23 protein-coding genes are annotated in these 26,074 nt (G+C 72.9%); 12 read left to right on the plus strand and 11 right to left on the minus strand.

The features are described 5' to 3' along the window. Positions 1–66: 66 nt before the first annotated feature. Both AC07AW_RS24040 and AC07AW_RS24045 read left to right on the plus strand, forming a co-directional pair. Positions 67–1,674, plus strand: a complete 1,608-nt coding sequence (locus AC07AW_RS24040; RefSeq protein ID WP_478817506.1) for a 3-hydroxyacyl-CoA dehydrogenase — start codon at positions 67–69, stop codon at positions 1,672–1,674. After that, the gene (locus tag AC07AW_RS24045; RefSeq protein WP_383785453.1) at positions 1,671–2,264 is read left to right on the plus strand and encodes a TetR/AcrR family transcriptional regulator; all 594 of its coding nucleotides are present in this window, start codon (positions 1,671–1,673) and stop codon (positions 2,262–2,264) included. The genes AC07AW_RS24040 and AC07AW_RS24045 overlap by 4 nt, the downstream gene beginning before the upstream one ends. A 24-nt stretch (positions 2,265–2,288) precedes the next feature. On the opposite strand, the gene AC07AW_RS24050 is transcribed toward AC07AW_RS24045, so the two are convergent. Beyond that, positions 2,289–2,813 carry an Lrp/AsnC family transcriptional regulator gene (locus AC07AW_RS24050; protein ID WP_478817850.1) on the minus strand — a complete coding sequence of 175 codons (525 nt, stop codon included), beginning with the start codon at positions 2,811–2,813 and terminating at the stop codon, positions 2,289–2,291. A gap of 192 nt (positions 2,814–3,005) precedes the next feature. On the opposite strand from AC07AW_RS24050, the gene pdhA (AC07AW_RS24055) reads away from it, so the two are divergent. The 7 genes from pdhA (AC07AW_RS24055) to AC07AW_RS24085 all read left to right on the plus strand — a co-directional run bounded on the left by pdhA (AC07AW_RS24055) (position 3,006) and on the right by AC07AW_RS24085 (position 11,100). Further along, entirely contained in the window at positions 3,006–4,166 is a 1,161-nt protein-coding gene (pdhA, locus tag AC07AW_RS24055) for a pyruvate dehydrogenase (acetyl-transferring) E1 component subunit alpha (protein WP_478817851.1), read from the plus strand. Next, positions 4,166–5,212 carry an alpha-ketoacid dehydrogenase subunit beta gene (locus AC07AW_RS24060; protein ID WP_478817507.1) on the plus strand — a complete coding sequence of 349 codons (1,047 nt, stop codon included), beginning with the start codon at positions 4,166–4,168 and terminating at the stop codon, positions 5,210–5,212. Before pdhA (AC07AW_RS24055) ends, AC07AW_RS24060 begins: the two co-directional genes overlap by 1 nt. Then, on the plus strand, positions 5,212–6,597 hold the full coding sequence (locus AC07AW_RS24065) for a dihydrolipoamide acetyltransferase family protein (protein WP_478817508.1): 1,386 nt from the start codon (positions 5,212–5,214) through the stop codon (positions 6,595–6,597). The genes AC07AW_RS24060 and AC07AW_RS24065 overlap by 1 nt, the downstream gene beginning before the upstream one ends. 160 nt (positions 6,598–6,757) lie before the next feature. Next, positions 6,758–7,612, plus strand: a complete 855-nt coding sequence (locus tag AC07AW_RS24070) for an NTP transferase domain-containing protein (protein ID WP_478817509.1) — start codon at positions 6,758–6,760, stop codon at positions 7,610–7,612. After that, on the plus strand, positions 7,609–8,916 hold the full coding sequence (locus AC07AW_RS24075; protein WP_478817510.1) for a molybdopterin molybdotransferase MoeA: 1,308 nt from the start codon (positions 7,609–7,611) through the stop codon (positions 8,914–8,916). Before AC07AW_RS24070 ends, AC07AW_RS24075 begins: the two co-directional genes overlap by 4 nt. Before the next feature lie 20 nt (positions 8,917–8,936). Next, positions 8,937–9,998 carry a potassium channel family protein gene (locus AC07AW_RS24080; protein WP_478817852.1) on the plus strand — a complete coding sequence of 354 codons (1,062 nt, stop codon included), beginning with the start codon at positions 8,937–8,939 and terminating at the stop codon, positions 9,996–9,998. Between the two features lie 115 nt (positions 9,999–10,113). Continuing rightward, complete coding sequence (locus AC07AW_RS24085; protein ID WP_478817511.1) at positions 10,114–11,100, plus strand: NAD(P)H-quinone oxidoreductase; 987 nt, start codon at positions 10,114–10,116, stop codon at positions 11,098–11,100. A 69-nt stretch (positions 11,101–11,169) separates the two neighbouring features. Here the strand turns inward: AC07AW_RS24085 and AC07AW_RS24090 are convergent, their stop codons facing one another. From AC07AW_RS24090 to AC07AW_RS24120, 7 genes are all read right to left on the minus strand, one after another. Then, the gene (locus AC07AW_RS24090; RefSeq protein WP_123453478.1) at positions 11,170–11,715 is read right to left on the minus strand and encodes a bacterial proteasome activator family protein; all 546 of its coding nucleotides are present in this window, start codon (positions 11,713–11,715) and stop codon (positions 11,170–11,172) included. Positions 11,716–11,812: 97 nt separating this feature from the next. Then, positions 11,813–14,674, minus strand: coding sequence for an FtsX-like permease family protein (locus tag AC07AW_RS24095; RefSeq protein ID WP_478817512.1), 2,862 nt, complete (start codon positions 14,672–14,674; stop codon positions 11,813–11,815). Beyond that, on the minus strand, positions 14,671–15,405 hold the full coding sequence (locus AC07AW_RS24100; protein ID WP_392158842.1) for an ABC transporter ATP-binding protein: 735 nt from the start codon (positions 15,403–15,405) through the stop codon (positions 14,671–14,673). The genes AC07AW_RS24095 and AC07AW_RS24100 overlap by 4 nt, the downstream gene beginning before the upstream one ends. Before the next feature lie 140 nt (positions 15,406–15,545). Continuing rightward, positions 15,546–16,169, minus strand: a complete 624-nt coding sequence (locus AC07AW_RS24105; protein ID WP_478817513.1) for a PadR family transcriptional regulator — start codon at positions 16,167–16,169, stop codon at positions 15,546–15,548. Between the two features lie 95 nt (positions 16,170–16,264). Further along, the gene (locus AC07AW_RS24110) at positions 16,265–16,957 is read right to left on the minus strand and encodes a hypothetical protein (RefSeq protein ID WP_478817514.1); all 693 of its coding nucleotides are present in this window, start codon (positions 16,955–16,957) and stop codon (positions 16,265–16,267) included. Positions 16,958–17,083: 126 nt separating this feature from the next. After that, positions 17,084–17,350: a hypothetical protein gene (locus tag AC07AW_RS24115; RefSeq protein WP_376583438.1), complete on the minus strand. Its 267-nt coding sequence runs from the start codon at positions 17,348–17,350 to the stop codon at positions 17,084–17,086. Between the two features lie 277 nt (positions 17,351–17,627). Next, a complete protein-coding gene (locus tag AC07AW_RS24120) occupies positions 17,628–19,301 on the minus strand; it encodes a protein kinase domain-containing protein (protein WP_478817515.1) in 1,674 nt (557 codons plus the stop codon). A gap of 288 nt (positions 19,302–19,589) precedes the next feature. Between AC07AW_RS24120 and AC07AW_RS24125 the strand changes: the two genes are divergently transcribed. Next, positions 19,590–21,206: a protein kinase domain-containing protein gene (locus AC07AW_RS24125; protein WP_478817516.1), complete on the plus strand. Its 1,617-nt coding sequence runs from the start codon at positions 19,590–19,592 to the stop codon at positions 21,204–21,206. A gap of 23 nt (positions 21,207–21,229) precedes the next feature. Here AC07AW_RS24125 and AC07AW_RS24130 read toward each other — a convergent pair whose 3' ends face one another. The 3 genes from AC07AW_RS24130 to AC07AW_RS24140 all read right to left on the minus strand — a co-directional run bounded on the left by AC07AW_RS24130 (position 21,230) and on the right by AC07AW_RS24140 (position 23,558). Next, complete coding sequence (locus AC07AW_RS24130) at positions 21,230–22,246, minus strand: phosphotransferase (protein ID WP_478817517.1); 1,017 nt, start codon at positions 22,244–22,246, stop codon at positions 21,230–21,232. A 15-nt stretch (positions 22,247–22,261) separates the two neighbouring features. Continuing rightward, positions 22,262–22,765: a pyridoxamine 5'-phosphate oxidase family protein gene (locus AC07AW_RS24135; protein ID WP_478817518.1), complete on the minus strand. Its 504-nt coding sequence runs from the start codon at positions 22,763–22,765 to the stop codon at positions 22,262–22,264. 133 nt (positions 22,766–22,898) lie between these two features. Continuing rightward, a complete protein-coding gene (locus AC07AW_RS24140; RefSeq protein ID WP_478817519.1) occupies positions 22,899–23,558 on the minus strand; it encodes a response regulator in 660 nt (219 codons plus the stop codon). Between the two features lie 338 nt (positions 23,559–23,896). Here AC07AW_RS24140 and pdhA (AC07AW_RS24145) point away from each other — a divergent pair, with 338 nt between their 5' ends. Together pdhA (AC07AW_RS24145) and AC07AW_RS24150 are read left to right on the plus strand one after the other, a co-directional pair. Next, a complete protein-coding gene (pdhA, locus tag AC07AW_RS24145; RefSeq protein WP_392158850.1) occupies positions 23,897–25,081 on the plus strand; it encodes a pyruvate dehydrogenase (acetyl-transferring) E1 component subunit alpha in 1,185 nt (394 codons plus the stop codon). Positions 25,082–25,083: 2 nt separating this feature from the next. Further along, positions 25,084–26,064 (plus strand): alpha-ketoacid dehydrogenase subunit beta, encoded by a 981-nt coding sequence (locus AC07AW_RS24150; protein WP_392158851.1) that lies wholly within the window; start codon positions 25,084–25,086, stop codon positions 26,062–26,064. Positions 26,065–26,074 lie beyond the last annotated feature (10 nt).

Genomic DNA, 26,074 nt, shown 5'->3' on the forward strand with positions numbered 1-26,074 from the left:
GAACGATCGGTCGGGACAAGGGGGTCCGCCGATCCTGTGGAAAACCCATCGGGGAGGATCACTCCTATGAGCGCCAACGTGACCGTCAGGGGGAGCGACGACGTGACCGCCAGTGAGACCGCCGCCGAAGGGCAGGACCGCCCCGACGCCGAGGGACAGGGCAGCGCCGCCGTCGGACGGGACCGCACCGTCGCCGTCGTCGGCACCGGGACCATGGGCCAGGGCATCGCCCAGGTCGCGCTGGTCGCCGGCCACCCCGTGCGCCTCTACGACAGCGCCCCCGGCCGGGCCGCCGAGGCCGTCGCCGCCCTCACCGCCCGCCTGGACCGGCTCGTGGAGAAGGGCCGCCTCGACGCCGTCGCCCAGGAGGCCGCCGTCGGCCGGCTGCACGCGGCCGAGGACGCCGCGGAGCTCGCGGACGCCGCGCTGGTGATCGAGGCGATCGTCGAGGACCTCGCGGTCAAGCAGCGGCTCTTCGCCGACCTGGAGAAGATCGTCGGCGACGACACCGTCCTCGCCACGAACACCTCCTCCCTCTCCGTCACCGCCATCGGGGGAGGGCTGCGGCTGCCCGGCCGGTTCGTCGGACTGCACTTCTTCAACCCGGCGCCGCTGCTCCCCCTCGTCGAGGTCGTCAGCGGCTTCGCCACCGACGCGGACGTCGCCACGCGCGCGTACGAGACGGTCAAGGGCTGGGGCAAGACGCCGGTGCGCTGCGCGGACACCCCCGGCTTCATCGTGAACCGGGTCGCGCGCCCCTTCTACGCGGAGGCACTGCGGGTCTTCGAGGAGGGCGGGGCCGATCCGGCCACCATCGACGCGGCGCTGCGCGAGTGCGGCGGCTTCCGCATGGGGCCCTTCGAGCTGACGGACCTCATCGGCCAGGACGTGAACGAGGCCGTCACCCGGTCGGTGTGGGAGTCCTTCTACCAGGACCCCAAGTTCACCCCCTCGCTCGCGCAGCGGCGGCTCGTGGAATCGGGACGGCTCGGGCGCAAGTCGGGGCACGGCTGGTTCTCGTACGCGGAGGGCGCCGAGCGGCCCGAGCCGCACACGGCGGCGCCCGAGAGCGCGCCCGAGTGGATCACCGTCTGGGGTGACCTCGGGCCGGCGGAGGCGCTGGTGGGGCTCTTCGAGGCGGCCGGAATCACGGTCCTGCACAAAAAGGGCGGCGGTCACATCGAGCTGCCGAGTGGCGCCGAGCTCAGCCTCGCGGACGGCGAGACCTCCTTCGAGTACCCCGAGGAGGGGATCATCTCCTTCGACCTCGCGTACGACTACGCGGCCGCGAGCCGGATCGTGCTCTCCACGCGCGAGGACCTCGACCCCGCCGCCCTCGCCGAGGCGGTGGGGCTCTTCCAGGCACTCGGCAAGAAGGTCTCCGTGATCGGCGACGTGCCCGGCATGATCGTCGCGCGGACGGTCGCGATGCTGGCCGACGTCGCGGTCGACGCGGTCGACCGTGGGGTCGCGACCGCCGAGGACGTGGACACGGCGATGCGGCTCGGGGTCAACTATCCGGCCGGACCGATGGAGTGGGCCGGGAGGCTCGGCTACCGGCGCACGTGCGGTCTGCTGCGCGAGCTGCACGCGCGGTACACGAACGGCCGGTACGCGCCGGGGCTCGGCCTCGTGCGCCGGGCGGCCGCCGAGGACGCGGAGGACTCCCGATGACCACGGCGAAGCGCGACACGTACACCCCCGAGACGCTGCTCTCGGTCGCGGTGCGGGTCTTCAACGAGCGCGGTTACGACGGCACCTCGATGGAGCACCTGTCCAAGGCGGCCGGGATCTCGAAGTCCTCGATCTACCACCACGTCTCCGGCAAGGAGGAGCTGCTGCGGCGCGCGGTCAGCCGGGCGCTCGACGGGCTCTTCGCGATCCTCGACGAGCCGGGGGCCGGGCGCGGCCGGGCCGTCGAGCGGGTCGAGTACGTCACGCGGCGCACCGTCGAGGTGCTCATAGCCGAGCTGCCGTACGTGACGCTGCTGCTGCGGGTGCGGGGCAACACGGCCACCGAGCGGTGGGCGATGGAGCGGCGCCGCGAGTTCGACCACAAGGTGGCCGATCTGCTGAAGGCCGCCGCCGCCGAGGGCGACCTGCGGGCCGACGTGGACATCCGGCTCGCGACCCGGCTCCTCTTCGGCATGATCAACTCGCTGGTGGAGTGGTACCGGCCGCATCCGGACGCGACGGCGGAGCGGGAGCAGCTCGCCGAGACCGTCGTCCACCTGGCCTTCGACGGGCTGCGGACGGCGCGCTGACCCCTCGTACGGGCTACTGGGGGGTCAGCGGCCCGGCTCCCGGTGGTCCGGGTCCAGGTCCGTCTCCTCGAAGACCAGCAGGGTCCGGGTGGAGAGCACCTCGGGGATCGACTGCAGCTTGGTGAGCACCAGCTCGCGCAGGGTCCTGTTGTCGGGCGTGTGGACGAGCAGCAGCACGTCGAAATCGCCGCTGACGAGGGCGATGTGCGCGGCTCCCGGCAGGGCCTGGAGCTGTTCGCGCACGGTCCGCCAGGAGTTCTGGACGATCTTGAGCGTGATGTAGGCGGAGGCGCCGTGGCCCGCCCGCTCGTGGTTGACGCGCGCGCTGAAGCCGCGGATCACCCCGTCGTCGATGAGCCGGTTGATCCGCGCGTAGGCGTTGGCCCGGGAGACGTGCACCCGCTCGGCCACGGAGCGGATCGAGGCGCGGCCGTCCGTCTGCAGGATGCGCAGGATGTCGCGGTCGATGGCGTCCAGCGGGCGTGCCGGGGCGCCTGGGGTCACCGGTGCCGACGCCGGTGCGACGACCCGCTCCCAGTCCTCGGCCATTTGTTCATCCGCCATGTGCCCCCGCCTCTCTCCGGTGGACGACCTGCCCTTATCTCAGGCTGTGGAGAACCGTTTGTCCACAGGCTGGAGGTGCCTGTAGCCAAAATGCCTCCACGACCGAACAATCGGTAGGTGAGGCGCGCCACACTCGCGCCACCCGCCTTCGGGTCTTATGCCCGCTCCCACGAGGAGGTGGACTCGTTGCAACAGCGCAGTTCGACAGTCCAAGAGCCGCCCGGTGCCGTTGACGCCCACCGGACCACCCCGCCGCCGGCCTGGCAGCCGCGCACCGACCCCGCGCCGCTGCTGCCCGAGGCCGAGCCGCTGCGCGTGCTCGGCACGGACGCCGTGGCCGACGCCGACCCCGCGCTGCTGCTCCGGCTCTACGCGGAGCTGATCCGCGGCCGCCGGTACAACGCGCAGGCCACCGCCCTCACCAAGCAGGGCCGGCTCGCCGTGTACCCGTCCACCACCGGCCAGGAGGCGTGCGAGATCGCCGCCGCCCTCGCCCTGGAGGAGCGGGACTGGCTCTTCCCCTCGTACCGCGACACCCTGGCGGCCGTCGCCCGGGGCCTCGACCCCGTCCAGGCCCTGACCCTGCTCCGCGGCGACTGGCACACCGGGTACGACCCGCACGAGCACCGCATCGCGCCGCTGTGCACGCCGCTCGCCACCCAGCTCCCGCACGCCGTGGGCCTGGCCCACGCCGCCCGCCTCAAGGGCGACGACGTCGTCGCCCTCGCCATGGTCGGCGACGGCGGCACCAGCGAGGGCGACTTCCACGAGGCGCTGAACTTCGCCGCCGTCTGGCAGGCCCCCGTGGTCTTCTTCGTCCAGAACAACGGCTTCGCGATCTCCGTGCCGCTCGCCAAGCAGACCGCGGCCCCCTCCCTCGCCCACAAGGCCGTCGGGTACGGGATGCCGGGCCGGCTCGTCGACGGCAACGACGCGGTCGCCGTCCACCAGGTCCTCACCGAGGCCGTGGCCCGCGCGCGGCGCGGCGGCGGCCCCACCCTCGTCGAGGCCGTCACCTACCGGATCGACGCCCACACCAACGCCGACGACGCCACCCGCTACCGCGCGGCCGGCGAGGTCGAGGCCTGGCGGGCGCACGACCCGATCCTGCTGCTCGAACGGGAACTGACGGAGCGTGGCCTGCTCGACGAGGACGGCAGGCGCGCGGCGGCGGAGGCCGCCGAGACGATGGCGGCGGAGCTGCGCGAACGGATGAACGCCGACCCGGTGCTCGACCCGATGGAACTCTTCTCCCACGTCTACGCGGAGCAGACGACACAGCTGCGCGAACAGGCGGCGCAGCTGCGCGCCGAGCTCGAAGCCGAGGGTGAGGCGTGATGACGACCGCGACGACCGGCCCCGCGGCGGCCAAGGCCGCCGGGAACGCCGGGAAGCCGAAGCCGGCCACGATGGCGCAGGCGCTCCAGCGCGCCATGCGCGACGCGATGGCCGAGGACCCGACCGTCCATGTGATGGGCGAGGACGTCGGCACCCTCGGCGGTGTCTTCCGGGTCACCGACGGGCTCGCCAAGGAGTTCGGCGAGGACCGCTGCACCGACACTCCGCTGGCCGAGGCGGGCATCCTCGGCGCGGCCGTCGGCATGGCCATGTACGGCCTGCGGCCGGTCGTGGAGATGCAGTTCGACGCCTTCGCGTACCCGGCGTTCGAGCAGCTGCTCTCGCACGTGGCGAAGATGCGGAACCGGACGCGCGGCGCGATGCCGATGCCGATCGTGATCCGTGTGCCGTACGGCGGCGGGATCGGCGGCGTCGAGCACCACAGCGACTCCTCCGAGGCCTACTACATGGCCACCCCGGGGCTGCACGTCGTCACGCCGGCGACCGTCGAGGACGCGTACGGGCTGCTGCGCGCGGCCATCGCCTCCGACGACCCCGTGGTCTTCCTGGAGCCCAAGCGGCTCTACTGGTCCAAGTCCGACTGGTCCCCCGAGGCGCCCGCGGCCGTCGAGCCGATCGGCAAGGCCGTCGTGCGGCGCCGGGGCACCGGCGCCACCCTGATCACCTACGGTCCCTCGGTGCCGGTCTGTCTGGAGGCGGCGGAGGCCGCCCAGGCCGAGGGCTGGGACCTGGAGGTCATCGACCTCCGCTCGCTCGTCCCGTTCGACGACGAGACCGTCTGCGCCTCGGTGCGGCGCACCGGCCGCGCGGTCGTCGTCCACGAGTCGACCGGCTTCGGCGGCCCCGGCGCGGAGATCGCCGCGCGGGTGACCGAGCGCTGCTTCCATCACCTGGAGGCGCCGGTGCTGCGGGTCGCGGGCTTCGACATCCCATACCCGCCGCCGATGCTGGAGCGACACCATCTGCCGGGCGTGGACCGGGTCCTGGACGCGGTGGCGCGACTGCAGTGGGAGGCGGGCAGCTGATGGCACAGGTCCTTGAGTTCAAGCTGCCGGACCTCGGTGAGGGGCTCACCGAGGCCGAGATCGTGCGCTGGCTGGTCGCCGTCGGCGACGTCGTCGCCATCGACCAGCCGGTCGTCGAGGTCGAGACGGCCAAGGCGATGGTCGAGGTGCCCTGCCCGTACGGCGGCGTCGTCACCGCCCGGTACGGCGAGGAGGGCACCGAACTGCCCGTCGGCGCACCGCTCCTGACGGTCGCCGTGGGCGGCACGGGCGCGCCGGAGGAGCTCGCCGAGGCCGCTCCGGGAGCGGCTCCCACGGCGGGCGGGGCCGATGCCGAGTCGGCCGTCTCCTCGGAGTACTCGGGCAACGTGCTCGTCGGCTACGGCACTGCCGGGCCCGCCGCCCGGCGTCGCCGGGTGCGGCACACGAACCCGGCGGCCGCCCAGGCTCCGGTGACCGCCGCGGCCCCGGCTGCCGCTCCGGCCCCGGTCGCCGCTCCGGCGGCTCCGGCACCGGCCGGGCACGAGGGGCCCGTGCCCGTCATCTCGCCGCTCGTGCGGAAACTCGCCCGTGACCGGGGCCTCGACCTGCGGGAGGTGCGCGGATCCGGGCCCGAGGGGCTGATCCTGCGGGCCGACGTGGAGCTGGCCCTCGCGGCCCTGGAGCGGCCGGTCGCCGCCCCGGCGCCCGCACCCGTCGTGGCGGTCGCCGCCCCGGCCGGTGAGCGGGTTCCGCTGCGCGGGGTCCGCGGCGCGGTGGCGGACAAGCTGTCCCGCAGCCGTACGGAGATCCCCGACGCGACCTGCTGGGTCGACGCCGACGCGACCGAGCTGATGGCGGCACGGAGGGCGATGAACGCGGCCGGCGGGCCGAAGATCTCGCTGCTCGCGCTTCTCGCGCGGATCTGCGTCCACGCCCTGGCCCGGTTCCCCGAGCTCAACTCCACGGTGGACACGGCCGCACGGGAGATCGTCCGGCTGCCGTCCGTGCACCTCGGCTTCGCCGCCCAGACCCCGCGCGGGCTCGTCGTCCCCGTGGTCAAGGACGCGGGGACCCGGACCGCCGAGTCGCTGACGGAGGAGTTCGCCCGGCTGACGGAGGCGGCCCGGCAGGGAGCGATCACCCCGGCCGATCTGACCGGCGGCACGTTCACCCTCAACAACTACGGGGTGTTCGGGGTCGACGGCTCCACGCCGATCATCAACCACCCCGAGGCCGCGATGCTCGGTGTCGGCCGGATCATCCCCAAGCCCTGGGTGCACCAGGGCGAACTGGCCGTCCGTCAGGTGGTGCAGCTCTCGCTCACCTTCGACCACCGCGTCTGCGACGGCGGCACGGCCGGCGGCTTCCTGCGGTACGTGGCGGACTGCGTCGAGCAGCCCGCGGTCCTGCTCCGCACGGTCTGACACGCGCGGTCCGACAGGCACGGTCCGACACGGACGGTCCGAGGGGCCCGTCCCAGCAGGACCCGGTACGGCCCCGCGCCGCTGCCTCCGTACGACGGGCCCGTCTCAGCAAGGGAGACGGGCCCGTCGGCGGTGGCCCCTCGCGGCCCATACTGCTGGGGTGACCACCGCATACGACGCCGTCGTGCTCGCCGGGGGCGCCGCCCGGCGTCTCGGCGGCTCCGACAAGCCCGGGGTACGGATCGGGGGCCGGACCCTCCTCGACCGGGTGCTCGCCGCCTGCCCCGACGCCGAACGCACCGTGGTCGTCGCCGACCCCCGCCCGACCGCCCGCCCCGTCCGCTGGACCAGGGAGGACCCGCCCGGCGGCGGCCCGCTGGCCGCCCTCGGCGCCGGCGTACGGGAGACCGGAGCCGACGTCCTCCTCGTCCTCTCCGCCGACCTGCCCTTCCTCGACGGGGCCGCCGTCCGCCGCCTCCTCGACGCGCTCGACGCGGACCCCGGGGCCGAGGGAGTGCTCCTCACCGACGCGGAGGGGCGGGACCAGCCGCTCGTCGCCGCGTACCGCCGCACCCCCCTCCTGCGCGAACTGGCCCTCGTCGTGGAACAGCGGGGCACCCTCGACGGCGGACCGCTGCGCCGGCTCACCGGAGGACTCCGCCTCACCCGCGTCGCCGCGGGCCCCCTCGCCTCCTTCGACTGCGACACCTGGGAGGACATCGCCACGGCCCGGACCCGCATCAGGGATCATGGGACCGTGCTGGATGAATGGATCACCGCAGTCAAGGAAGAACTGGGCATCGAACTGGACGTCGACACCGGCGTGCTGCTCGACCTCGCCCGTGACGCCGCCCACGGCGTTGCCCGCCCCGCCGCGCCCCTGACCACCTTCCTGGTCGGCTACGCGGCGGCCCGCGCGGGCAGCGAGGGCGGACCGGAGGCGGTCGCCGAGGCCGCCCGCAAGGCCGCGGCGCTCGCCCAGCGCTGGGCCGCCGAGCAGGACGAGGCCGGATGACCCTGAAGGAGCCCACCCCCGTGGCCCCGGGAACGACCACCACCGGCGCGAAGGCCGAGCCGCCGCACCGCGCCACCGCCTGGCCCGAGGCCCGGGCCGCCGCCGCCCGCGCCGGGACCGCCGCGCGGGCCGGCCGAGAGCCTCACCGCCTGCCGCTCGGGCAGGCGCTCGGCCGGGTCCTGGCCGAGCCGCTGCTCGCCCTCACCGACCTGCCCTCCTTCGACACCTCCGCCATGGACGGCTGGGCCGTCGCGGGCCCGGGCCCCTGGAGCGTCCGCGCCGAGACCCCCGTCCTCGCCGGTCACGCGCCCGCCGCCGCCCTGGCCGACGGCGAGGCTGTACGGATCGCCACCGGCGCCCCCGTACCGCCCCGGACCACCGCCGTCATCCGCAGCGAGCACTCCCGTACGGAGCGGACCGAGGCCGCGGGCCTTGTGCTGCACGCCCTGCGCGAGGTGCTTCCCCGACAGGACATCCGGCCCCGGGGCCAGGAGTGCCGCTCCGGCGACGAGCTGCTCCCCGCGGGCACCGCCGTGACCCCCGTCGTCCTGGGCCTCGCCGCGGCCGCCGGGTACGACGAGCTCCCCGTACCGGCGCGCCCCCGGGTGGAGGTCCTCGTCCTCGGCGACGAGCTGCTCACGGCCGGGCTCCCCCACGAGGGGCTCATCCGTGACGCCCTCGGCCCGATGCTCGGCCCCTGGCTCACGGCGCTCGGCGCCGAGGTCCTCGCCACCCGGCGGATCGGCGACGACGCCGAGGAGCTGTACGCGGCCGTCACCGGTTCCGCCGCCGATCTGGTCGTCACCACCGGAGGCACCGCCGCCGGACCCGTCGACCACCTCCACCGGGTGCTCGACAAGGCGGGCGCCACGCTCCTCGTCGACGGGGTGAAGGTCCGCCCCGGCCACCCCATGCTCCTCGCGGCCCTCGGCGGCCACCGCCACCTCGTCGGCCTGCCCGGCAACCCGCTCGCCGCCGTCTCCGGGCTCCTCACGCTCGCCGAGCCGCTCCTCGCGGCCCTGGCCGACACCTCGCGCTCCCGGGGCCGGGGCCGCGCCCCCGTCGCGGACGAGGTGCACGGGCATCCGCACGACACCCGGCTCGTCCCGGTCGTCCGGCGGGGCGAGCAGCTCGTTCCGCTGCACTACAACGGGCCCGCCATGCTCCGGGGCATCGCCGTCGCGGACGGCATGGCCGTCGTCCCGCCCGGCGGCGCCCGGTCCGGCCAGGAGCTGGACGTCCTCGACCTTCCCTGGCCGCCGACGTCGGGTGCCGTACCGGCTCAGGGAGCGTGTTTCACGTGAAACTTCCCAGCCGTGACGTGATGGCCCGCAACGAGGACGAGCGGGCCTCGGGCCCTCAGATCCGGCTGCCCCGCAGGGTCGTCGAGAGGCCGCTGCGCCAGGTCGGCAAGCGGCTGCTGATGGCGCTCGGCGTGCTGGCCGTGACGGTCCTCATCGTCTACGTCGACCGCGACGGCTACCACGACAACGCCGACGAGACGCTCGACTTCCTCGACTGCGCCTACTACGCGACGGTGACGCTCTCCACCACCGGATACGGCGACATCGTCCCGTACAGCGACTCGGCCAGGCTCGCCAACATCCTCCTCGTCACGCCACTGCGCGTGCTCTTCCTGATCATCCTGGTCGGCACCACTCTCGAGGTCCTCACCGAGCGGACCCGGGAGGAGTTCCGGCTGAACCGCTGGAGGTCCACCTTGCGCGACCACACCGTCATCGTCGGTTTCGGGACGAAGGGGCGGTCCGCGATCCAGACGCTCTGCGCGACCGGACTCCGCAAGGACCAGATCGTTATCGTCGACCCCTCCACCAAGGTGATCGAGACGGCGAACGCGGACGGATTCGTCGGCGTCATCGGCGACGCCACCCGCAGCGACGTACTGCTGCGGGCCGAGGTGCAGCGGGCCCGGCAGATCGTGATCGCCACCCAGCGCGACGACACGGCGGTCCTGGTCACCCTGACGGCACGCCAGCTCAACCGGGGCGCGAAGATCGTCGCCGCGGTCCGCGAGGAGGAGAACGCGCCGCTGCTCCGCCAGTCCGGTGCGGACGCGGTCATCACCAGCGCCAGCGCCGCCGGGCGCCTCCTCGGCCTCTCCGTGCTGAGCCCCAGCGCCGGCACAGTGATGGAGGACCTCATCCAGCAGGGCTCGGGCCTCGACCTCGTGGAACGGCCGGTGACCAAGAGCGAGGCCGGCAAGAACGTGCGGGAGACCGGCGACCTGGTGGTGAGCGTGCTCCGGGGCCACCGGCTCATCGGTTACGACGACCCCGCGGCCAGCCCGCTCCAGCTCACCGACCGGGTGATCACCATCGTGCGCGCCGCACCGGTGACCCCGCTCTCCTCGCCGCCCGAGGACTAGGGCTGTCCGGCGGATCAGGGTCGGACAGGCCCTGGCCCGCGCCCGGACCCGGATCGACCCGGCAAGACCGCGTCCGCCCGAGAACCGAGTCGCCCCGACGAGTAGCCTCGCCGCCATGTATGCGATCACGATTCCGGAACCCGGTGGTCCCGAGGCTCTCGTCTGGGCCGAGGTGCCCGATCCCGTACCCGGCGAGGGCGAGGTGCTCGTCGAGGTGGTGGCGAGCGCGGTCAACCGCGCCGATCTGCTCCAGCGCCAGGGCTTCTACGGCCCGCCGCCGGGCAGCTCCCCGTACCCGGGCCTGGAGTGCGCCGGCCGGGTCGCCGCGCTCGGCCCCGGGGTGTCCGGCTGGGCCGTCGGCGACGAGGTGTGCGCGCTGCTCTCCGGCGGCGGCTACGCCGAGAAGGTCGTGGTCCCGGCCGGGCAGCTGCTGCCGGTCCCGGAGGGCGTCGACCTGGCCACGGCCGCCGCGCTCCCCGAGGTCGCCTGCACCGTCTGGTCCAACCTCTTCATGCTCGCGCACCTGAGGCCCGGCGAGACGCTGCTCGTGCACGGCGGCGCGAGCGGCATCGGCACGATGGCGATCCAGCTGGCGAAGGCGGTCGGCGCGCGGGTCGCGGTCACCGCCGGAGGCCCCGAGAAGCTGGCGCGCTGCGCCGAGCTGGGCGCGGACATCCTCATCGACTACCGCGAGCAGGACTTCGTCGAGGAGCTGGCGAAGGCGACGGACGGGGCGGGCGCGGACGTCATCCTGGACATCGTCGGCGCCAAGTACCTGGAGCGGAACGTGAAGGCGCTGGCCGTGAACGGCCGGCTGGTCGTCATCGGCCTCCAGGGCGGGGTGAAGGGCGAGCTGAACCTCGGGGCGCTGCTCGCGAAGCGTGCCGCCGTCCTGGCGACCACCCTGCGGTCCCGCCCGGCGCAGGAGAAGGCGGCGATCGTCGCGGCCGTACGGGAGCACGTCTGGCCGCTGATCGGCGCGGGCACGGTCCGGCCGGTCGTCGACCGCACCGTGCCGATGCCGGAGGCCGCCGAGGGGCACCGGGCCCTTGAGGGCGGCCGCCACGTCGGCAAGGTGCTGCTGCTCGTGCCGCAGGCCTGACCCCGTACGTACGAGGGAGGGGCCCGGCACACGAGCTGTGCCGGGCCCCTCCTCCGTACCGAGCGCGACCTACAGATACGGTCCCGAGCGGACCGCGTGGCCGTGGCCGTGGTCGTCGTCATCGTCGTGGGACGCACCCGGAGGCAGCGCGCGGCGCATCTGCTCCAGCTGTGCGCGGGCCGCCATCTGCTGGGCGAACAGCGCCGTCTGGATGCCGTGGAACAGGCCCTCGAGCCAGCCCACCAGCTGCGCCTGCGCGATGCGCAGCTCCGCCTCGGAGGGGATCGCCTCGTCCGTGAACGGCAGGGAGAGCCGCTCCAGTTCCTCGACGAGCTCGGGTGCGAGCCCGTCCTCCAGCTCCTTCACGGAGCTTGCGTGGATGTCCTTGAGCCTGACCCGGCTCGCCTCGTCCAGAGGGGCCGCCCGTACTTCCTCCAGGAGCTGCTTGATCATGCTGCCGATCCGCATGACCTTCGCAGGCTGCTCGACCATTTCCGTCACCGGGACCTCGCGGGGTTCGTCGTCGCCCTGAGTGCCGCCGAGCGCCATCCCGTCCTGTCCCACGATGAGGACCTGGGGGCTCTCCTGCGACCTGTCATTCCTCGGCATCTCCATGCCGCCATTCTCTCGTACCCAAGCGTCACCACAGGGTGTGCCCCTGTACGGGGGTGATCCACCCTCGTACAGGGGCACAGGACGGGAACGAAGACCGTCAGGTCGCCGCGCGCCGGGCCAGCGCACCGCGCGAGCGGGTCACCAGGGCGGCGAGGAGCGCGGCGCCGAGCGGGACGGCGACGAGCAGGCCGGCCAGGGTCTCCCAGGGGATGACGATCGGCACGTCCGGCGGGGCGAGGTCGCTGCTCCAGCCCTCGGCGAGGTTCTGCTCGTAGAAGCGGAGCTGGTCGCGCTCCTCGGTGAGCCGGAGCCCCACGGCGGGCAGCAGTCCGGCGGCCGAGCCGAGGAGCACGCCCATCGCGGCGACGACTCCGCACTGGAATCCGCTGAGCGTGCGGCGGACCCGGGGCGGGGCGCCGACGGCGGCGAGGGTCTTCAGGTCGGCCTCGGCGTCGGCCTGGGCGAGTCCGGTGGCGATGCCGGCGGCGCCGATGGTGACCAGGCCCGCGAAGATCGCCAGCGAGAGCAGGAGGATGCCGTTGTCGTTGACGAACCCCTCCTCCAGGTGCAGTTCGACATTGCTGCCGAGCTTGGCGAGGTCGCTGTCGAGCTTCTGGCGCTGCTCGCTGTCCGGGAGCCGCTCGGTGCTGACGTACACGCCCAGCGGCACCGTGGACAGGCCGGCGGCCTTGGCGGTGGCGGGGGTCATGAGGGCCTGGACGCCGTAGGACTTCTTGCCGCCGGGCACCAGGTAGGCGGGCAGGGTGCTGACCTTGCCGGGTGCGGGGCGGCCCTCCTCGGAGGCCTTGTCGGCGGCGGCGATGTCGGTGATCTGCTTGATCCCGACGGTGCCGTCCTTCTCGACCAGGGCGCGGTTGAAGGCGACGATCTTCCCGTCGGCGAGGGCCTTCACGGTCGCGGGGTCGTCGACGCCGAGGACCTGGAGCAGCTTGGCGTCACCGATGACCAGGCCGCCGTCGGAGACGTACATCCCGCTGCTCGCGGAGTCCTTGCACCGCCAGTCCTCGGTGATCATCTTCCGCCGCTGTTCGGGCGTGTACTTCTCCGAGGGGTCGCCGCCGCCCGGGAGCGTCGCGTACATCGGGCACTCGTTCGCCGGGGGGAGGACGACCTCGTAGCGGCCGCAGCCGGGGCCGCCCCAGGACGGGCAGCCGGGCTTGCCGACCGAGACGCGCCCGACGTCGGCGCGGACGTCGACCGGGAAGGTGCGCTGGATCGCGTCGCGGACCGCGGGGACGTCCCGGCCGCCCTCCTCCTGGACGAAGGCGGAGGCGACGCCGTACGGCAGGGAGGCCTCGTACTCGGCCCGGTTCTGTGCCTCGCGGCTGGCCATGTACGTGGAGACGGCGACCGTGCCCGCGACGGCGGCGAGGACGGCGGCGACGGCGGGTGCCGTACGGCCCCGGTTGCGGACGGCGTCCCGCAGCGCGAGCCGCGGGGAGAGCGGCAGCCAGCGGCCGGTCCGCCCGAAGAGGCCCACCAGGGCCGGGGTCATGGCGACGACGCCCAGCTCGGCGAGGGCGGAGCCGGCCGCCACGAGGGTGACCTGCTGGGAGACCATCGAGCCGAAGAGGGCGACCGCGCCGCCGATGAGGAGGGCCACCAGGCCGATCAGGGGCAGCACCCGGCTGCTGCGGCGGACTCCGCGCCGGCCGGTGAGCGAGGCGAGGACGGTCTGCCGGGAGGCGGTGACGGCCGGGACGACGGCGGCGAGCAGACCGGTGAGGACCGCGAGCAGCGCGATGCCGAGGAGTTCGAGGGGCCGGATGTCGAAGGCCCCGAACCGCTGACCCATGGTGTCCTCGAGGACCGGCTGCAGCAGCAGCGTCAGGATCAGGGCGAGGACGGTGCCGGTGACGGCGGCGGCGACGCCGATGACCAGACCGCCGCTCAGCACGATGGCCCGGATGTGGCTGCGGGCACCGCCGTTGGCCCCGACCAGACCGAGCTGGCGGCGCGAGCGGCGGGCGCCGACCGCGAAGGCGGGTCCGGCGAGCAGGCAGATCTCCAGCATCGCCAGGCCGACGACGGTCGCGAGGGAGGCGAGCTCGGCGGCATCGGCCCCCGCGCTGGACTCGTAACCGCCCCAGCCCTCCTTCTGGTTGAGCGGCACCTCGGACGCGGCCGGCGGGTCGATCACCACGGCGCGGGAGACGACGGCGACGCCCTTGGTGTTGATCTCCTTGACGGTGTTCCACGTGAAACCACCGGGCCGGCGCACCAGGTACGAGACGGAGACATCGGGCGCGGGCAGCCCGGCCTTCTCGACGGCCTTCGCGTACGGGGCGAGGAAGGCCCCCGGCAGCGTGTTGACCTGGTCGGCGTTGAGCGTGTCGGGAAGTTCGTAGGAGCCGACGATCCGGTACGGGCGATCGAAGTTGCGGGCGGAAAGGGTCGAGCCGACCGACAGACCGCTGGTCTCCAGGAAGTGCGAGGTCGCGATGACCTCGTCGCTCTTCTCCGGGAAACGTCCGTCCAGGAGCGTCAGGATGCCGCGGGCGATCGGATCGGAGGCCTTCAGCTCACGCACCTCGGTCATGAGCAGACCGTGGGCCGTCGTCAGCTTCGCCGAACCGACGGCGTCCGTGAGGACGGTGGAGCCGGCCGGGATCACCTTCGTGACATCGGTGGGGCCGCTCGGCCACGGCTCGTTCTCGTAGTCCTTGGCCGTCGTGTGCATCTCGCCGGTCGGGTCCTGGAAGATCGGGACACCGCCGACCTGGGCGTCCCTGAAGCGCGCGTCGGCCGCACCGATCGTCCGCTCCACCCGCTCGGCGGGGGAGAGTTCGGAGCTGCGGTAGGTCAGATCGAGGGCACTGACACCCAGGATCGGCAGCGCGATCATCGCGAGGACGAGGGCGCTGCGGCCCTTGGAACGCCAGGCGTCGCGGCGGGCTATGCGGATCGCTGCCCGCCAGGAGTGGAGCCAGGTCTTCACGCTTCGGCCACCTGGCCCGAGAGGAGGGAGTCGGCGTCGCTGCGCACGGTCTGGTCGACGATGGCGCCGTCCCGAAGGAACACCACCCGGTCGGCCCAGGCGGCGAACCGCGGCTCGTGGGTGACGAGGACGCCGGCGGCGCCCGCGTCGCAGCGGGAGCGGAGCAGGGCGAGCACGGACTCGCCGGTCTCGGAGTCGAGGGCGCCGGTCGGCTCGTCGGCGAGGACGAGCCGGCGGTCGCCGACGAGGGCGCGGGCGATGGCCACGCGCTGCTGCTGGCCGCCGGACATCTCGTCGGGGAAGCGGTCGGCGAGGTGGCCGAGCCCCATCTCCTCCAGGGCGGCGAGGGCCTCGACGCGGGCCTTGCGGGCGGAGGTCCCGTCCAGCTCGCGGGGCAGGGCGACGTTCTCTGCGGCCGTCAGGGCCGGGATGAGGTTGTAGTCCTGGAAGACGTAGCCGATGCTGCGACGGCGCAGGGCGGCGAGCTGCTTGACGCTCGCGGTGGTGATGTCGGTGTCCTCGACGATCACCCGGCCCGAGCTGGGGGTGTCCAGGCCGCCCGCGATCGTGAGCAGCGTGGACTTGCCGGAGCCCGACGGGCCCATGACGGCGACGAGTTCGCCGGGGTACACGGCGAGGTCGATGCCGCGCAGGGCATGCACCTCGGTGGCGCCCGCGCCGTGGACGCGGGTCAGGTTCTGGAGTTGCAGCACGGGCTGCTGAGCGGTCATGGAGGGGTCCCCCCGGTTGGCCGTACGCCGGCGGTCGGGCCGGGTACGGGAGCGTGCGGTGGAAGGTGGTGCGTCGGCGGTACGGGCGGGGCGCGGGCGTGCGGGCGGCGCGCCCCGGGCGTACCGGTGGTCGAAGTGCGCTACGAGGCCGACGTGCCCGGGACGGCCGTGGCGGCCGTGGCAGCCGGGGAGGCCGGGGTGCTCGGGGAGGCGGCAGCGGCCGACAGGCGGATCAGCCGGGACTCGCAGTGGTCCAGCCAGCGGGCTTCCGCCTCGGTCTGGAAGATCAGCTGCTCCAGGACGAGCAGCCAGGCCACGTCGTCCCGGCCCCCGGCCCCGCCGCCACTCTCGACGGCGAGCAGGGCCTGCGCCTTGAGCCGGGTGTAGTCCTGCATCGCCTTCACGGTGTGCCGGCGCTGGGACTGGATGACGTCGCGGATGTCGACGCCGGGCGCGCCCACGGCCATGGCGAGCTTGATGGCCAGCTCGTCGCGGGCGGGGCTGGTGCGGTCCACCGGCTTCTCGAACCAGGTCCTGAGCTCGGCGCGGCCGCTGTCGGTGATCGCGTAGAGCGTGTGCCCGGCCTCGTCCTCGCCGCCCTGGGCGACCATGCCGTCGCGTTCGAGGCGGTTGAGGGTCGTGTAGACCTGGCCGACGTTGAGCGGCCAGGTGGAGCCGGTGCGGGACTCGAACTCCGTACGGAGCTGGGAGCCGTAGCGAGGGCCGCGTTCGAGGAGGGCGAGGAGCCCGTGGCGGATCGACATACTCAGTATGTATACCGGGTATGCCGCGCCGGACAACCGTCCTCGGAGGGATGCGGAAGGTCCGACTCAAGGAGGACCCGGTGGCCCCGGCGGGCTCAGCGGCGGCGCATCCGGAGCCCGAGGAAGCCGATGCCGAGCCCCATCAGGGCGAGCCCCACGCCCAGGGTGAGGACGGGAATCCGCTGGTCGACGAGGGTGGGCGCGGCCTCGGCCGCCAGTCCGGGGGCCGCGGCGGGCAGGCTGGCGGGCGCCGCCCCGGGCGGCACCGGGTCCTCCTCACGTACCGGCTCGCCGGTCCCCTCGGCGGCCTCGCGCCCGCGCGAGCTTGTAGCGGTTTCGGTACGTGAGGGGCCGGGCGACGGCGCCGAGGCGGTCGTGGAGGGAGCCGCGGACTCGCCGCGCCCGGGTCGGGGCCGCCCCTCGCCGGCGGGCCGCCCCGCGAGGGAGGCGGAGCCGCTGGGGGTGGGCGCGTCGGACGGCTCGGCGCTCGGCCCGGGCGGGGCGGACGGCGCCCCGGTGCCGGTGGGCGCGGGCGCGGGAGAGGCGGGGGCGCGGGTGCCCCCCGCGGAAGCGCCCGGGGAGGCGGAAGCGGAGGCGGGCGCGGAGGGGCCGTCCGGCGACGCGGCCGACGAGGACGCGGTCGCCACCGGAGTGGGGGCCGCCGAGGCGCCGGGGGCCTGTACGCCGTACCCGAGGGGCGCGGCGTACAGGGCGCAGGCGCAGGTGAACGCACAGGTCAGCGCCGGGCGGAGGGCCCGCGCGCGTGCCTTGCGGAGTGCTGGAGTCACCGGGTGACCCCCTCCCGTACCGAGCCGCCGAGGTGTTCAACTCAGCGTCACATGTCGGAATAGTTCCGGCATCCGGGCGCATGTGGATCTCGGCATTCGGGTGGGGGTCCGGCTGTTGAAACGGAGTTACCAGTTTGGATTGTTCAGCGAGCCGGCCATGCATCCCACGAGGTACGTACTGCCCTCAAAGTTGGCCACCTCGATGGTGGCGTTCCTGATGCCGGCAGTGTCATAGGCGTACGTGCTCCACGTCCGCGACGTGCCGTTGCCGTCGTAGTTGTGATGCCAGGGCCACTCCCTCCGGCTCCCGTCCGCTCGAAGGGTGGCCAGCATGACCGCCGGGTGGTGACCGTCGGAGGCAGTGTCCTTGGCCGTGAGCTGCAGGTTGTCCATCCGGTACTTCCCGTTCCAGGTCCATGTAGCGCTGCCCCAGGCGCCGGATACGGAACAGGAGACGGAAGCGGCTGACGCGGGGGTAGCCATGGTTACGGGAAGCACAGTCGCCATGGCCACCGTCGCTGCGATGGAGATTCGTGAGCGCATACGCATGGAAGATCCGTTCGTAGGCTGCGTGGCATGGCCATGCTAGAAGCGGAGCTTCGCTGATGTTCAGGTGTTCGAGGAATATGTGCGGCGGAGTTCTCCGGCCGCTCCCTGTGAAGGGTTCGCCCTACTGCGGCGGGTTGCCCGTCGAGATCTTGAGGGTGAACTCGGCGTCCTCGTCGGTGATGTCCTCACCGGCCGGCGGGTACTGCTCCAGGACCGTGCCCTCGCCGTAGGTGGCCTCGTCCACGGGGGTCTGGGACATGACCTTCCAGCCTGCCGCGCGGATGCAGTCCTTCACCGACTGGATGTTCTTGTAGGTGAAGTTCGGGACCTCGAACTTGGAGGGGTCGTCGCTCGACTCCGAAGGCTGCGTGCACTTCTTGACGTCGATCGTCTTGGTCAGGTCGGGGCCCTTGTGGCCGGGCGCCGCCGACTCGCTCTGCTGGGTCTCCGTGCCGCCCGTGCCGCCGGCCTGCGGGTCCTGCTCGTCCTTGTTCATGTTGTACGCGACGAGCACGCCGCCGATCGCGAGCAGCGCGACGGCGATCGCGCCGATGAGCACCGGGGTGTTCCGCCGGGAGCCGGAGCCGGACGAGCCGGAGCCGCCCGCGACCGTGGCCGATCCGGGCATGGCCGCCGGCATGGGAGCCGGCGTGGGCGCGTACGGCCCCGGGGCCGGGGTCGGGGCGTACGGCGCGGGCGTCGGCGCCTGCTGCGGGTAGCCGTACGCCGGGGCGGGAGCCGGGGTCGCGGGGCCGTACGGGCCGGGCTGCGGCGTCGGCGGCATGTACGGCTGCTGCACACCGGGGTGCGGGGTCGGCGGCGGGGTCTGGCCGACCGGCGGGAAGACCGCCGAGCCGACGCCCGCACCGCTGCTGACCGGACCGCCGCCCGGGACGATCATCGGGGCGCCGGTCTGGCCGGCCGAGAGCACCCGCAGGCACTCGTCGCGCATCGCGGCCGCGCTCGGGAACCGCTCGTTCGGGTTCTTTCGCAGCGCGCGGGCGACGAGCGCGTCCATCGCCGGCGTCACCGAGCGGTTGACGGAGGACGGGGCGACCGGCTCCTCCTGCACGTGCGCGTAGGCGATGGCGAGCGGCGAGTCGGCGTCGAAGGGCAGTCGGCCCGTCAGCAGCTGGAAGAGCATGATGCCGACCGAATAAAGGTCGGAGCGGGCGTCCACCGCGCGGCCGAGGGCCTGCTCGGGGGAGAGGTACTGGGGGGTGCCGACGACCATGCCGGTCTGCGTCATCGAGGTGACCCCGGACTGCATGGCCCGCGCGATGCCGAAGTCCATGACCTTGACCACGCCGCGCTTGGTCGTCATCACGTTGCCCGGCTTGATGTCGCGGTGGACCAGGCCCATCTCGTGGCTGACCTCGAGGGCCGCGAGGACGTCGGCCGTGACCTTGAGTGCCTTGTCGGCCGGCATCGCGCCGTACTGCTGGACGTCCGCGGCGAGGACCGAGCCGAGCGGCTGCCCCTCCACGTACTCCATGACGATGTACGGCATGACGGCGCCGTCGAGGGTGTCCTCGCCGGTGTCGAAGACCGAGACGATGTTCGTGTGCGACAGCTTGGCGACGGCCTGCGCCTCGCGCCGGAACCGCTCGCGGAAGGACTGCTCCCGGCCGAGCTCCGTGTGCAGCGTCTTGATGGCGACCTGCCGGTCGAGAGCGCTGTCGTACGCCAGGTACACCGACGCCATGCCGCCCTCGCCGAGCAGGTCACGCAGCTGGTACCGGCCGCCCGCGACCGAACCGCCCGCATAGCGGCCCTGTGCGCCGTCCTGGCTCATCTGTGCTTCCCCCTACGCGCGCGTGGCGGCGTTGATCCGGAATTTCCTGGCGCAAGTCTGCCGTAGGGCAGTGACACGTCAAGCCGGGCACCGGTTCGGTACCCGTTCCGTGACCCTCCGCACAGGAAGCTTCTCCGAAGCGTTTCCGCACTCTGGGGGGAAACCCCGTCGAATTTGCACAGGTGTACGTCGAGGGGGTTGGATGGCCGGTCCATCTCGGACCGTGGTGTCGTACGGAGCCTGTAGCGTGACGACTGGACACGGCACGACAGACGACGGCGAGGACTGATGGCACCCGATTCCGGAGCAGGTAACGGTGTGCCGGACGCGTCGGCGGAATCGTGGGGCGAGGGCGGCGTCGTCGGCGACGGCCGGTACCGCCTGACGCACCGTCTGGGCCGCGGCGGCATGGCGGAGGTCTTCGCCGCCGAGGACGTACGGCTCGGCCGCACCGTGGCCGTCAAGCTGCTGCGCGCCGACCTCGCCGAGGACCCGGTCTCCAAGGCCCGCTTCACCCGTGAGGCGCAGTCCGTCGCCGGGCTCAACCACCACGCCATCGTCGCCGTGTACGACTCCGGCGAGGACCTCGTGGGCGGCCGGCCCGTGCCGTACATCGTGATGGAGCTGGTCGAGGGCCGCACCATCCGCGACCTGCTGCTCAGCGCCGAGGCGCCCGGTCCCGAGCAGGCGCTCATCATCGTCTCCGGGGTCCTGGAGGCGCTGGCCTACTCGCACCAGCACGGCATCGTGCACCGCGACATCAAGCCGGCGAACGTGATCATCACGCACACGGGTGCGGTGAAGGTCATGGACTTCGGCATCGCGCGCGCCCTGCACGGCGCGCAGTCGACGATGACCCAGACCGGCATGGTCATGGGCACGCCGCAGTACCTCTCCCCCGAGCAGGCCCTCGGCAAGGCGGTCGACCACCGCTCCGACCTGTACGCGACGGGCTGCCTGCTCTACGAACTCCTCGCGCTGCGTCCTCCCTTCACCGGCGAGACCCCGCTGTCCGTCGTGTACCAGCACGTGCAGGACGCGCCGGTCCCGCCGTCCGAGGTGACGGGGTCCGTGCCGCCGGAGCTCGACGGCCTGGTGATGCGCTCGCTCGCGAAGGACCCGGACGACCGGTTCCAGAGCGCCGAGGAGATGCGCGGCCTCATCCAGTACGGCCTGCAGATGCTCCAGCAGCAGGGCGGCCACATCGGCACGTGGAACACCGGGCCGGTCGAGATCTACGAGGGCGGGCACACCCCGGGCGGCGGCATGGCCGCGACGACCGCGATGGGCCACCCGATGCACGGCGAGACCGCGCAGGGCCCGATCCTCCCGCCGATGAACCCGGACGACGGCGGTTACGGCGGGTACGACGGCGGCACGGGCGGCACCGGCGGCTACGGCCAGGGCGGATACGGCGGAGGCAACGGCGGCAGGGGCGGCCGGGGCGGCCGGGGCAAGGTGTGGCTGTTCGCCGCGCTCGCGCTGATCGCGGTCGTCGCCGGCGTCGTGTACGCGGTCGACAAGGCGAACGACCACAACGGCACGGTGAAGCCGACGACGACCGTCACCAACTCGCCGTCGACGGCCTCCGAGGAGCCCACGGCCTCGGACGAGCCCTCCCAGGAGCCCACCGAGGAGCCCGGCACGTCGACGGGCGGCACCCAGGACACCTGGACCCCGCCGACGACGCAGACGCCGACCGAGCCCACGGGCACGCCGACGACCGAACCGCCGACGCAGCCGACGACCGCGCCGCCGACCCAGCCGACGAACCCGCCGACGAAGACGACCGCGCCGCCGACCGGCAACCCCACGGAGCCGACGGGCGAGCCGACCGACGACACCACCGGCGGCAACGGCAACCCGGACACCCCGACGACGGGCACGGGCGCCGAGACCGGCTGACCCGCTGACGCCCCGCCGGCGGCTCAGCCGGCGAAGGCGTCGCGGACCGCCGCGTACTCACGCGTCCACCACACCGCCAGGGCCGACACCGCGGGAAACTGCGGGTCGGCCCTGCGGTCGTGCAGCTGGTAGCGCCAGCGCAGGGTCCAGAAGTCGTTGAGCCGCTCCCACCACACCCGGTGCGCCGCCGCCGCCAGCTCGGCGCCGTCCGCGCCCGTCTCACGCCGGTACGCGCGCGCGTACGCCCGTACCTTCTCCAGGGCCAGCTCCCCCTCGGGCCGTACGAAGAAGATCGCGGCGGCCCTGACCGCCTCCTCGGCCCTGGGGCGGACCCCGAGCCGGTCCCAGTCGACGATCGCGGCGGGTTCCGCGCCCCGGTACAGCAGGTTCAGCGGATGGAAGTCGCCGTGCACCCAGCCGGCGGCGGACGCGGGCGGCGGCCGGTGGTGGGCGTGCTGGGCGAGCAGCCGGCGCCGCTCCCTGAGCCGGTGCTCGGCGAGGGCGTCGAAGCTGTCGCGGGGGCGGTGCGCGCGGGCGAGGCGGAGCAGTTCCTCGATGGCCCGGAAGGTGTCCTCGGGGCGGGCGCTCTCGTGCTCGCCGCCCGGCGGCGGGGACTCCATGACCTGCTCCAGACAGGTGTGGACGCGGCCGAGGAGGGTGCCGAGCCGCCGTGAGCAGCCGGTGGAGAGCTGGGCGCCGTCGCGGTGGCGGCCGTCGACCCAGGGGTGCAGGGCGTAGCAGTGGCCGCCGACGAGCGCGACCGTGCGGCCCCGGCTGTCGGGGAGCGGCGGGGCCACGGGCAGGCCGAGGGCGTGCAGGCGCTGGGTGGCCCGGTGTTGGCGGGTGATGGTGGCCCGGTCGGAGGTGGGGGCGTCCAGGTGCTGCTTGAGGAAGTAGGCGCCGCGGGTGGTGGAGAGCCGGTAGCCGCGGTTGAGCAGGCCCTCGGTCACGGGGACGCAGGAGAGGGGCTCGCCGACGTCCCGGTAGCGGCGCAGGAGGTGGCCTACGGGCGGAGCGAGGAGTACAGATGAGCGCGGCACTCCGCAGATGTTAGATCACGCTGCGTGGTGGAGGGGTCGCTCCGCGGATCGGGCCTCGGCGGGCGCTCCGGAAGGGCTTTCGGCGGGCGTTCCGGAGGGGCTCTCGGAGTGCGCCCCGGTGTCCGCGTGGCCGCTGTAGTCGAGCTCGTGGATCGTCACGAACTGCGGTTCGATCCGCATGAACACCGGGGTGAAGGGCTCGCCGTCCACCCGCACGGGCTCGGGCCCGAAGGCCGCCAGCTCCTCGTCCGTCGGCTCGACGATCTCCGCGGTGCCGGTGAACTGCACGGACCAGATGTGGTCGGCGCCGGAGTCGAAGTTGTCCGCGCCGTACGCGACGACGCTGCCGTTGCACGCGCGGTGGTAGCCGAGGCCACGGTGCATCCGGAGCAGGACGCGGCCGTCGGAGACGATGTGGCGGGCGGGGGCGACGAACGGCATCGCCCGCATGCTCGTCGCCACCCGGCCGTACGACACACGGCTGAGCAACTCGATGGCGCGGATCTCGTCGGTGGGCATGGTTTCCACTCTCCGCCACCGGCACCGTGTCGGAAAAGGGGCCCCTGCCCCGGTTCGACGGGGACGTAGGTCCCGAAAGCGGGCCGTCGGCCCCGGCCTGGCCGGTACGGGTGAGACCGGGGCCGGGTGCTCGTCAGCGGCGCTCGGCCTGGAGCCGCGCCACGTACGCCGCGGCCTGCGAGCGCCGCTCCATGCCCAGCTTCGACAGCAGGCTGGAGACATAGTTCTTGATGGTCTTCTCCGCGAGGTGGAGGCGCTCGCCGATGACCCGGTTGGTCAGGCCCTCGCCGATCAGGTCCAGGATCTTCCGCTCCTGCTCCGTCAGGTTGGCGAGCTTGTCGTCGCTCTTCGGGTTGTTGCCGTCGCGCAGCCGCTCCAGGACCCGGGCGGTGGCCACCGGGTCGAGCAGGGACTTGCCGGCCGCCACGTCCCGCACGGCGTTGAGGAGTTCGTTGCCCCGGATGGCCTTGAGGACATAACCCGAGGCCCCGGCCATGATCGCGTCGAAGAGCGCCTCGTCGTCCGCGTACGAGGTCAGCATCAGGCACTTGATCGACTCGTCCTGCGAGCGGATCTCCCGGCACACCTCCACCCCGCTGCCGTCGGGCAGCCGGACGTCGAGCACGGCGACGTCCGGGCGGGTCGCGGGGATCCTGACCAGCGCGTCCGTCGCCGTCCCGGCCTCGCCGACCACCTCGATGTCGTCCTCCACGGAGAGCAGTTCGTGGACCCCGCGCCGGACGACTTCATGGTCGTCCAGCAGAAATACCCGGATTTTTCCTTCTTCGCGCACGCAGTCAGTCTCACATATTGGGTCTTCCGGCGCCCGGGGTGCGCGGGATAACGTGCCGGGTGTTCCGACGACGGCGTCGGGTCGTTGTCCATGCGCTGACCAGCAGCGCTTCCCCCATTTCTCGATTTACTTGGAAATCCAAGCAAAATCGCAGGTCAAGTGGGGTTTCGCGGGAATGCCGCGTAATGGGTAACGTGCCTATGACGGCGCTCGCCGGGGCACCTGTCACGCCCGACTCCGGCCGCGTCGCACCCACCCCGTGCGAAGGTACGGACAAGGCGGAGCCGCACTGGCCTCACCGGCGAACCCGGAGGCCGGACCGACGGAGGAGCACGCACGTGACCGTGGAGAGCACTGCCGCGCGCAAGACGACGCGACGCAGCAGCGGCACCAAGCGCACCGCAAGCGCGAGCACGAGCACCACCAAGAAGGCGACGGCCACCACGGCCACGGAGCCCGAGCTCGTTCAGCTGCTGACGCCCGAGGGGGAGCGCGTTCAGCACCCCGAGTACGACATCGACCTGAGCGCCGAGGAGCTGCGCGGTCTCTACCGCGACATGGTCCTCACCCGCCGTTTCGACGCCGAGGCGACCGCCCTGCAGCGTCAGGGCGAGCTGGGCCTGTGGGCCTCGCTGCTCGGCCAGGAGGCCGCACAGATCGGTTCCGGCCGGGCGCTGCGCGACGACGACTACGTCTTCCCGACCTATCGCGAGCACGGCGTCGCCTGGTGCCGTGGGGTCGACCCGACGAATCTGCTGGGAATGTTCCGCGGCGTGAACAACGGCGGCTGGGATCCCAACAGCAACAATTTCCACCTGTACACGATCGTCCTCGGCTCGCAGACCCTGCACGCCACCGGCTATGCCATGGGCATCGCCAAGGACGGTGCGGACTCCGCCGTGCTCGCGTACTTCGGCGACGGCGCCTCCAGCCAGGGCGACGTCAACGAGTCGTTCGTGTTCTCCGCGGTCTACAACGCCCCGGTCGTGTTCTTCTGCCAGAACAACCAGTGGGCGATCTCCGAGCCCATCGAGAAGCAGACCCGCGTCCCGCTCTACCAGCGTGCCCGCGGCTTCGGCTTCCCCGGCGTCCGCGTCGACGGCAACGACGTCCTGGCCTGCCTGGCCGTGACCCGTTCCGCCCTGGAGCGCGCCCGCCGCGGCGAGGGTCCGACGCTCATCGAGGCGTTCACCTACCGCATGGCCGCCCACACCACCTCCGACGACCCGACGCGCTACCGCCGCGACGCGGAGCGCGAGGCCTGGGAGGCCAAGGACCCGATCCTGCGCCTCAAGGCGTACCTGGAGAACGAGGGCCACGCCGACGCGGCCTTCTTCGAGGAGCTGGAGGCGGAGAGCGAGGCTCTCGGCAAGCACGTCCGCGAGGTCGTCCGCGCCATGCCCGTCCCGGACCACATGGCGATGTTCGACAACGTGTACGCGGACGGGCACGCGCTCGTCGACGAGGAGCGCGCACAGTACGCCGCCTACCAGGCGTCCTTCGAGGGCGGAGAGGCCGAGTAATCATGGCTGTTCAGAAGCTTCCCCTGGCGAAGGCGCTCAACGAGTCGCTGCGCAAGGCCCTGGAGACCGACCCCAAGGTCGTCATCATGGGCCTGGACGTCGGCAAGCTCGGCGGTGTCTTCCGGATCACCGACGGTCTGCAGAAGGACTTCGGCGAGGACCGGGTGGTCGACACCCCGCTCGCCGAGTCCGGCATCGTCGGCACCGCGATCGGCCTCGCCCTGCGCGGCTACCGGCCGGTCGTGGAGATCCAGTTCGACGGCTTCGTCTTCCCGGCGTACGACCAGATCGTCACCCAGCTGGCGAAGATGCGGGCCCGTTCGCTCGGCACGGTGAAGATGCCGATCGTCATCCGCATCCCGTACGGCGGCGGCATCGGCGCCGTCGAGCACCACTCCGAGTCCCCCGAGTCGCTCTTCGCGCACGTCGCGGGCCTCAAGGTCGTCACCCCGGCGAACTCCTCCGACGCCTACTGGATGCTCCAGCAGGCGATCCAGAGCGACGACCCGGTCATCTTCTTCGAGCCCAAGCGCCGTTACTGGGACAAGGGCGAGGTCGACACCGAGGCCATCCCCGGCGAGCTGCACAAGGCCCGCGTCGCCCGCGAGGGCACGGACCTCACCCTCGTCGCCTACGGCCCGATGGTGAAGACCTGCCTGGAGGTGGCCGCCGCCGCGGCCGAGGAGGGCAAGTCGATCGAGGTCGTGGACCTGCGCTCGATCTCGCCGCTCGACTTCGACACCATCCAGGCCTCGGTCGAGAAGACCCGCCGCCTGGTGGTCGTCCACGAGGCCCCGGTGTTCTTCGGCTCCGGCGCGGAGATCGCCGCCCGCATCACCGAGCGCTGCTTCTACCACCTGGAGGCCCCCGTCCTTCGGGTCGGCGGCTACCACGCGCCGTACCCGCCGGCGCGCCTGGAGGAGGAGTACCTGCCGGGCCTGGACCGCGTGCTCGACGCCGTCGACCGCTCGCTGGCGTACTGAGGAGAGCACG

It is taken from the genome of Streptomyces sp. NPDC044003, assembly GCF_056435185.1.

Excerpts from the sequence above, each read along its gene's own strand:
- AC07AW_RS24150 (WP_392158851.1), top strand. The coding sequence starts at position 25,084 with ATGGCTGTTCAGAAGCTTCCCCTGGCGAAGGCGCTCAACGAGTCGCTG.
- AC07AW_RS24060 (WP_478817507.1), top strand. The coding sequence starts at position 4,166 with ATGACGACCGCGACGACCGGCCCCGCGGCGGCCAAGGCCGCCGGGAAC.
- AC07AW_RS24090 (WP_123453478.1), bottom strand. The coding sequence starts at position 11,715 with ATGGAGATGCCGAGGAATGACAGGTCGCAGGAGAGCCCCCAGGTCCTC.
- AC07AW_RS24105 (WP_478817513.1), bottom strand. The coding sequence starts at position 16,169 with ATGTCGATCCGCCACGGGCTCCTCGCCCTCCTCGAACGCGGCCCTCGC.
- AC07AW_RS24100 (WP_392158842.1), bottom strand. The coding sequence starts at position 15,405 with ATGACCGCTCAGCAGCCCGTGCTGCAACTCCAGAACCTGACCCGCGTC.
- AC07AW_RS24120 (WP_478817515.1), bottom strand. The coding sequence starts at position 19,301 with ATGAGCCAGGACGGCGCACAGGGCCGCTATGCGGGCGGTTCGGTCGCG.
- AC07AW_RS24085 (WP_478817511.1), top strand. The coding sequence starts at position 10,114 with ATGTATGCGATCACGATTCCGGAACCCGGTGGTCCCGAGGCTCTCGTC.
- AC07AW_RS24115 (WP_376583438.1), bottom strand. The coding sequence starts at position 17,350 with ATGGACAACCTGCAGCTCACGGCCAAGGACACTGCCTCCGACGGTCAC.
- AC07AW_RS24125 (WP_478817516.1), top strand. The coding sequence starts at position 19,590 with ATGGCACCCGATTCCGGAGCAGGTAACGGTGTGCCGGACGCGTCGGCG.
- AC07AW_RS24135 (WP_478817518.1), bottom strand. The coding sequence starts at position 22,765 with ATGCCCACCGACGAGATCCGCGCCATCGAGTTGCTCAGCCGTGTGTCG.
- AC07AW_RS24050 (WP_478817850.1), bottom strand. The coding sequence starts at position 2,813 with ATGGCCGAGGACTGGGAGCGGGTCGTCGCACCGGCGTCGGCACCGGTG.
- AC07AW_RS24045 (WP_383785453.1), top strand. The coding sequence starts at position 1,671 with ATGACCACGGCGAAGCGCGACACGTACACCCCCGAGACGCTGCTCTCG.
- AC07AW_RS24065 (WP_478817508.1), top strand. The coding sequence starts at position 5,212 with ATGGCACAGGTCCTTGAGTTCAAGCTGCCGGACCTCGGTGAGGGGCTC.
- AC07AW_RS24080 (WP_478817852.1), top strand. The coding sequence starts at position 8,937 with ATGGCCCGCAACGAGGACGAGCGGGCCTCGGGCCCTCAGATCCGGCTG.
- AC07AW_RS24075 (WP_478817510.1), top strand. The coding sequence starts at position 7,609 with ATGACCCTGAAGGAGCCCACCCCCGTGGCCCCGGGAACGACCACCACC.
- AC07AW_RS24040 (WP_478817506.1), top strand. The coding sequence starts at position 67 with ATGAGCGCCAACGTGACCGTCAGGGGGAGCGACGACGTGACCGCCAGT.